This window comes from Lysobacter sp. 22409, assembly GCF_052045105.1.
Classification (GTDB): Bacteria; Pseudomonadota; Gammaproteobacteria; order Xanthomonadales; family Xanthomonadaceae; genus Lysobacter; species Lysobacter antibioticus_B.
Genome location: NZ_JBQEOE010000089.1, coordinates 1 through 7,077 on the forward strand (window position 1 = coordinate 1; position 7,077 = coordinate 7,077).

General features: G+C 67.4%; 6 protein-coding genes. 2 read left to right on the forward strand and 4 right to left on the reverse strand.

From position 1 onward, the window contains the following. Positions 1 to 111: 111 nt before the first annotated feature. The 4 genes from ACTJJK_RS22865 to ACTJJK_RS22880 are packed head-to-tail and all read right to left on the reverse strand — an operon-like array spanning position 112 to position 2,534. Positions 112 to 309, reverse strand: coding sequence for a hypothetical protein (locus ACTJJK_RS22865; protein ID WP_440731337.1), 198 nt, complete (start codon positions 307 to 309; stop codon positions 112 to 114). Positions 310 to 359: 50 nt separating this feature from the next. Continuing rightward, positions 360 to 947: an NUDIX hydrolase gene (locus ACTJJK_RS22870; protein WP_440731338.1), complete on the reverse strand. Its 588-nt coding sequence runs from the start codon at positions 945 to 947 to the stop codon at positions 360 to 362. Between the two features lie 48 nt (positions 948 to 995). Further along, complete coding sequence (locus tag ACTJJK_RS22875; protein ID WP_031374170.1) at positions 996 to 1,925, reverse strand: 5'-3' exonuclease; 930 nt, start codon at positions 1,923 to 1,925, stop codon at positions 996 to 998. Positions 1,926 to 1,949: 24 nt separating this feature from the next. Continuing rightward, complete coding sequence (locus ACTJJK_RS22880) at positions 1,950 to 2,534, reverse strand: nitroreductase family protein (protein WP_031374171.1); 585 nt, start codon at positions 2,532 to 2,534, stop codon at positions 1,950 to 1,952. 126 nt (positions 2,535 to 2,660) lie between these two features. On the opposite strand from ACTJJK_RS22880, the gene ACTJJK_RS22885 reads away from it, so the two are divergent. Further along, a complete protein-coding gene (locus ACTJJK_RS22885) occupies positions 2,661 to 4,982 on the forward strand; it encodes a DUF1631 family protein (RefSeq protein ID WP_161786171.1) in 2,322 nt (773 codons plus the stop codon). A 197-nt stretch (positions 4,983 to 5,179) separates the two neighbouring features. Then, entirely contained in the window at positions 5,180 to 6,298 is a 1,119-nt protein-coding gene (locus tag ACTJJK_RS22890; protein WP_031374173.1) for an NAD(P) transhydrogenase subunit alpha, read from the forward strand. Positions 6,299 to 7,077: the final 779 nt, after the last annotated feature.

Below are 7,077 nucleotides of genomic sequence, written 5' to 3' on the forward strand. Positions count from 1 at the left end.
GCGCCGGGATTTTCCGATAAGACGTCCCTGTCTTATCGGAAAACGCCGCACGTCCTGTGCGGCGCCCTCCGGGTCTCCAGAGGTTCTCGCGAGCTCGGTACTGCGCCAAGCTCATCCGGCAGAGGCAGAGGCAAAGGCAAAGGCAAAGGCAAAGGCAAAGGCAGAGGCAGAGGCAAAGGCAGAGGCAGAGGCAGAGGCAGAGGCAAAGGCAGAGGCAGAGGCAGAGGCAAAGGCAGAGGCAAAGGCAAAGGCAGAGGCAAAGGCAGAGGCAGAGGCAAAGGCAAAGGCAAAGGCAAAGGCAACGGCCATGCGGCCGTCGTCGCTACAACGTCGAGGTCTCTATCAGGCGAGCCCGCGGTTCAGGCGGCGCTGCCGTCCGGGTTGCGGTCGATCATCCACAAGCCCGCCCAAAGCTTCAGGTCGAGCTCGAAGCCTTCGGCCTGCTTGCGCATCAGCCAGGCCGGCGCATCGGCGCGCGGGACTTCGTGGACGAGGATGTCTTCGCCGTCGACGCCGCCGCCGTCGCCCACTTTGCGCAAACCGGTGGCACGGACGAAGGCGATGCGTTCGCTGCTCATGCCGGCCGAGGTCGGGCCGGTCAACAGCACTTCGACACGAGCCGGTTCCCAGCCGGTTTCTTCGACCAGTTCGCGGCTCGCGGCCGATTCGAGGGTGTCGTGGGCGTGGTCGTCGCCGACCAGGCCGGCCGGCATCTCGATCGTGCGTGCGGCCAACGGGACGCGGTACTGCTCGACGAACAGGATCCGGTCCTGCGGCGTCACCGCGACGATGATCACCGCCATGCCTTTGCCGTGGGTGCGTTCGGCGTACTCCCAGTGGCCGCGGCGCATCATGCGCAGCCATTGGCCGTCGTACAGGGTCTCGACGCGTTCGGCGTCGTGCCCGGGGGAGTGGCGGTCGGAGTGTCCGTGGTCGGCTGGCGTCATTGCGTTCCTCGCGTCATCGCATCGCAGTCTTGTTGCAAGAGAAGGATGCTACGACGGAACCTGTGACGTCGCGAAGTCGAGTCCGACCGCTTCGTGCAGGCGGCGGCGGGTCATCGGCCCGAAACGCAGGCGATCGCACAGTTCCAGCAGACCGGCGGCGTCGGCTTGGCCGCGCACGAAGTGGCCGCTGCTGTCGCCGAGCGGCGCGTCGACCGCGATCGTGGTCAGTTGCCGGCACAGCAGGGCCTGGGCGCGGTGCTCGCGCAGGCGCGCGGCCGCGCTGGCGGCGCCGCGCACGCGCAGGAACGGGACTTCCTCGACGCGCGCCAGCAAGGCATCGAGGGTGTCGAAGTGGCCAAGCAGGGCGGCCGCGGTCTTGGCGCCGATGCCGGGCACACCGGGGATGTTGTCGACCGCATCGCCGGTCAGGGCCAGATAGTCGGCGATCTGTCGCGCGAGCACGCCGTGCCGCGCCGGCACGCCCTCGGCGGTCCAGCGTTGGCCGCGGGCGAAGTCCCACTGCTCGTCGTGGCCGTCGAGCAACTGCGACAGGTCCTTGTCGGCCGAGACGATCACGCCGCGGTAGCCGTGTGCGCGCATGGTCGCCAGCGCGCTGCCGATCAGGTCGTCGGCTTCGTATTCGACATGGGCCAGCACCGGCAGGCCGAGCGCGCTGCACAAGGCTTTGCAGTGGCCGAACTGGCGCCGCAGCGCTTCCGGCGCCGGATCGCGGTTGGCCTTGTAGGCCGGGTACAGCGCATTGCGGAAGCACGAGTCCAGGGCTTCGTCGAAGGCGATGGCGATGTGGCGCGGCCGCTCGCGTTCGATCAGCTCGAGCAGGAAGCGGGCGAAGCCGTGGACGGCGTTGGTCGGCCAGCCTTCGGCGTCCTGGAACTCGTCCGGGATCGAATGCCAGGCGCGAAAGACGTAGAGGCTGGCGTCGACCAGATAAAGCGGAGTGCGCGGTGCGGTAGTCATGGCGTCATTCAAACACGCGGCCGCTCAGGCCGGCGACCAGATCTGGGTCAGGTCGGCCGGGTCCGGGCGGTCGCGCTCGGGCGCTTCGAGCTTGGGCGTGCCGATATGGATGAAACCGGTGATGCGTTCCTCGGCGGCCAGGCCCAGCCAGTGCTTGACCTGCTCGTCGTAGGCCGGCCAGCCGGTCAGCCAGACCGCGCCGAAGCCGAAGGCCTGCGCGGCCTGCAGCAGGGCGAAGCAGACGCAGCCGGCGGTGAGGGTGCGCTCGAACTCGGGGATCTTTTCATCCGGGCCCAGCTTGGCGATCACCGCGACGATTATCGGTGCGTGAGAAAAGCGTGTGCGATCCTTCTCTACGGCGCTGGGACCGGCCTCGGGAAACAGTTCGATGCCGCGTGCGGCGACGCGTTCGCCGAGCACGTGGCGGTCGTCGCCGCGCAGGACCAGGAAGCGGAAGGGCACGCGCTTGCCGTGGTCGGGTACGCGCACAGCGGACTGCAACATACGCTGAAGCGTCGATTCGTCCGGTCCAGGGGCGGAAAGTTGCTTCGCCGGCACCGAACGTCGGTTATCTAGCGCGCGCAGCAAGTCGAGATCATTGGGTTGCATGGAAGACAAATTGACTCCTGTCACAAAAATGAACGGCGAAGCATTAATGGACGCATCTTGGCACTATCCTGCAGAGGCAGTCGGAAACCGACGCGCTTGCGTCAAGCATCCAGGGGAACTTCGTTAGTGTCCGGTCATTTGCACGGCGTCGCTCAGACCACGCGCACCGACCCGTCGCGCGTGCTCGAAGAAATCAAACGACAGACGCTCGAGCAACTCGGGGGGCTGCCCGGCACCCTGTACGCACCGATCGAAGAAGCCCTCAAGGCCGAGTCGCTGAAGGGCGACGGCCGCAATCACCAATACGAAGACCAGGCCGCATTGTGGGTCCTGCGCCAGCAGCAGGCCAGCCATGTCATGGCGTTTCGGCAGCAGGTCGGGCTCGGTTTCGAGGCCTTCCGTGCGCCGGCCTCGGCGGTCGGCGGGCTCGGCGGTTCGCCGCTGCAACTGGTCGGCGAGCAGCAACTGGCTTTCGACCTCGACGGCGAGCGCCTGACCGAATCGCTGGAGCAGCGCTATCTGCGCCCGCTGGAGATGCTGCAGGGGCGGCTGAAGATGTTGTCGGCCTCGATCGGCTCGCCGACCGGCATCAACCCCTTCGGCCCGTACCGGCTGGTCAAGGCCTTCATCTCGGTCTACGCCGAAACCCAGGTGACCGAGAGCCTGCGGCTCCGCCTGTTCCGCGAGTACGAACACGAACTCGCGCGGCTGCTCGGCGATCTCTACGGCCGTATCAATAACTTGTTGGCGACCGCGGGTTACGGCGTCGGTCTCGGCAACATGGCGCCCGGCGCGCCGGTACGCGCGGCCGAAGAACGGCGCGAGCGCAACACGCTCGACGACGTATTCGACACCGTGCCTCATCGCGAGTCTTCGACGCCTATGCACGATTACAACGCCGCGATGGGCGGCTACGGCGGCGAAAGCCACGCCGCTCACGGCCAGCCGGGCGGAGCGCGCGCGCCGAACTACGGCGGCCACGATCCGTCGCAGCCGGTCTCGCAGGCCGACGTCGCGGCGATGGCGAACGAACTGGCCGAATTGCGTTCGCAGTTGCACGCCTGGCGCGAAGGCCTGGTCAAGGCCGGCGGGTTGCCGCCCGCGCACATGCCGCAGCGCTCGATGGCGCCGCGGCGCGAGTTGCGCGTCGACGAAGTCGTCGGCATGGCCTCGCTGCTGCAGCCCGAGCCGCCGGACGCCTATGCCCGTGCGCTGGCGGTGTCCGGACGCCTGGGCGAGACCATCCGCGACCAGCTCTACGACGGCGCGCGCCGGCTCGGCTTCAATCCCGACCAGACCTGCTTCAGCGCCGAGGAAGACGACGCGATCGACCTGGTCGCGCTGTTGTTCGACTCGCTGTTCCGCAACCACGCCCTGCAGGACCGTGCGCGCCGCGTCTATGCGCGCCTGGTCATGCCTTATGTAAAGGTCGCGCTGACCGACAACGAGGTGTTCGTCAAACGCGAACACCCGGCGCGGCGCCTGCTCGATGCGATCACCGAAGCCTGCGAAGGCAACGACGGCGAGACGCCGCAGGACCGCGATCTGCTCGAACGTGCCTCGTCGATTTCGCAGCGTATCGTCTCCGACTACAACGAAGACCTCGCGGTGTTCGAGTTGGCCCACGCCGAACTCGACGCCTTGCTGGCCCAGCACCGGCGCCGCATCGAATTGCAGGAACAGCGTGCGGCCAAGGCCACCTACGGGCGCGAGCGCCTCGGCGCGGCGCGCGGCCAGGCCGATGCGGCGGTGCGCGAACGCATCGGCGAAGCGCGCCTGACCCAGGCGGTCGCCGATTTCCTCGCCACACCCTGGCGCCATCACATGGTCCAGGTGCTGTTGCGCGAGAACGAAGATCCCAAGCGCCGCGCGCAGGCGCTGGCGCTCGGCGATGCCCTGGTGATGGCCGATCGCCTCGCCGCCGAGAATCGCGGCCGCGAACTGGCCGACCAGTTGCTCGCGCTGCAGCCGATCATCGTGCAGTGCCTGGCGAGTTCCGGCCTGGACGACAGCGCCGCCCAGCACGGCATGGCCGGCCTGGTGCGCGCCCTGGTCACACCGGACATCGAACGCGCCGAGCACCCCTTGCCGAGTTCGGCCGAGGTCGAGGAAGACGTCGCCGAGGAACGCCGGCTCTATCTTGCCGCCGGCACTACCTCGGCCAATCACGACCCGCTGCTGGCCGAGCGCATGCGCCAGCTCGAACCCGGCGACTGGCTGCGGTTGACCAATACCCAGGGCGAGACCATCGCGGTCAAGGTCGCCTGGAGCAGCCCGCTGACCTCGCGTTTCCTGCTGGTCAACCGCCGCGGCGTACGCGCGCTGGTCGCCTCGGCGGAGGAGCTGGCGACGCTGGCCTCCGCCGGCCGCCTCGTGGTCGGCGCCGAGCGCACCGCGTTCGATGAGGCCATGCGCCAGGTGCGCCGGCACCTGGACCGGGTGATCTGAGGCGAGCGGCCGTACCGGCCGACCGTTGCAGCGTCTTTACCCCGATCCGCCGCAAGGCGGGTTTCGCATTCCTGGTTCGCCGAGCACATTCGATCCGGGCGTTGGATCCGGGCATTGGGTCCGGTTGCGGGGCCACCGAGATCGCACGGCCGCCGGTCATTCCGCTACGATGCGGCGAACGGGGCACGGAGCGAAGCATGTCGGGCATTACGATTGGCGTTGCGAGCGAGACGGCGGTTGGCGAGAAGCGCGTGGCGCTGACGCCGGAAACCTGCAAGAAACTGGTCGCCCGAGGTGCGCGCGTGCGCATCGAGCGCGGCGCCGGACGTGCCGCCAGCTTCACCGACGAGGCCTATGTCCAGGCCGGTGCGGAACTGGCCGACGATGCCGCCGCGGCGCTGGGCCAGGCCGATGTGGTGCTGTGCGTGCAGTCGCCCGATCCGGCCCGGTTGAGCGCTTTGCGCGAAGGCGCGGCCCTGGTCGGCTTGCTGGCGCCGCAGGCCGACGCCGCCCGCGGCGAGGCGATCGTCGCCCACCGCCTGCAGGCCTTTCCGCTCGAACGTCTGCCGCGCACCACGCGCGCGCAGGCCATGGACGTGCTGAGCTCGCAGGCCGGCATGGCCGGCTACAAGGCGGTATTGATCGCCGGCCAACTGGCGCCGCGCTTCTTCCCGATGCTGACCACCGCAGCCGGCACGATCCGGCCTTCGAAGGTGCTGATCGTCGGCGCCGGCGTCGCCGGACTGCAGGCGATCGCCACGGCCAAGCGCCTCGGCGCCCAGGTCGAAGGCTTCGACGTGCGCCCGGAAACGCGCGAGCAGATCGAATCGCTGGGCGGCAAGTTCCTCGATCTCGGCGTCAGCGCCGCGGGCGAGGGCGGTTATGCGCGCCAGCTCACCGACGAGGAGCGCGCCGAACAGCAGCGCCGCCTCGGCGAGCATCTCAAGAACATCGACGTGATCGTATGCACCGCCGCGGTGCCCGGGCGCCCGGCGCCGAAGATCGTGACCGCAACGATGATCGCCGGCATGAAGCCGGGCAGCGTGCTGGTCGACCTGGCCGCCGAAACCGGCGGCAACTGCGAGCTGACGCGGCCGGGCGAAACCATCGACGTCAACGGCGTCACCATCGCCGGCCCTTTGAACCTCGCCAGCAGCGGCGCGGTGCATGCCAGCGAGATGTACGCGCGCAACGTATTCAATTTCGTCAGCCTGTTCGTCAACGACGGTGCGGTGAACTACGACTGGAACGACGAATTGTTGGCGAAGACCGTATGGCCGGAGCGTCCGGCGGCTGCGGCGACCGCGGCGGCGTAAAACCGTCGCCGGTCCGAACCGGCGGCCCTCTCTGTAGGAACGTCGCGAATTCTTCCCCTGTAGGAGCGGCGTGAGCCGCGACTGCGGGACGCGCAGCGGTTGCATCGCTGTGGTCATCCGTCGAAGCCGCGTGCTTTCGCGATTAGGGTAGGAGCGGCGCAAGCCGCGACCGCGCTGTGATGGTCTTGCGGCGCAACTCTCAAGCAAGACCGAGATCTAGATCAGACGCCAAAAGCTTCCGCCACTAAAGCGGCGGGTTACTTTCTTTTGTCATAAGCAACAAAAGAAAGCTAACCAAAGAAGTTGCTTTTCTTTGAATCAAGGGCCCGCACGAGCGATGCCGACGCGGGGCTCTACATACGGGACATCCCTGTCCCGATGAAAAACGGCCCGCATCCTTGCGCGCCGCCCTTCGGGTCTTCTATTGCCTTCGCGAGTGCTCGGCGACGCACAGCCAAAGGCAGAGGCAGAGCATCGGATCGAAGTGGCTTCGACAGATTTTCGTCAGCCGAGATTTGCGGTCGCGGCTCGCGCCGCTCCTACCCAAGAGCGACCGCGTTGTCGTTGCCTTGATGCGCTTGGCGCAGTACCGAGCTAGCGAGAACACACGTAGACCCGGAGGGCGGCGCACAGGACGTGCGGCGTTTTTCGATAGGACAAGGATGTCCTATCGAAAAATCCCGGTGCGGGCATCGCACTCGTGACTTGTGCCCTTGCAAGGAGAGCCCTTTTCTTTGGTTACTTTTCTTTTGGGCTTAGCAAAAGAAAGTAACCCGGCC

Excerpts from the sequence above, each read along its gene's own strand:
- ACTJJK_RS22875 (WP_031374170.1), bottom strand. The coding sequence starts at position 1,925 with ATGACTACCGCACCGCGCACTCCGCTTTATCTGGTCGACGCCAGCCTC.
- ACTJJK_RS22865 (WP_440731337.1), bottom strand. The coding sequence starts at position 309 with ATGGCCGTTGCCTTTGCCTTTGCCTTTGCCTTTGCCTCTGCCTCTGCC.
- ACTJJK_RS22880 (WP_031374171.1), bottom strand. The coding sequence starts at position 2,534 with ATGCAACCCAATGATCTCGACTTGCTGCGCGCGCTAGATAACCGACGT.
- ACTJJK_RS22870 (WP_440731338.1), bottom strand. The coding sequence starts at position 947 with ATGACGCCAGCCGACCACGGACACTCCGACCGCCACTCCCCCGGGCAC.
- ACTJJK_RS22890 (WP_031374173.1), top strand. The coding sequence starts at position 5,180 with ATGTCGGGCATTACGATTGGCGTTGCGAGCGAGACGGCGGTTGGCGAG.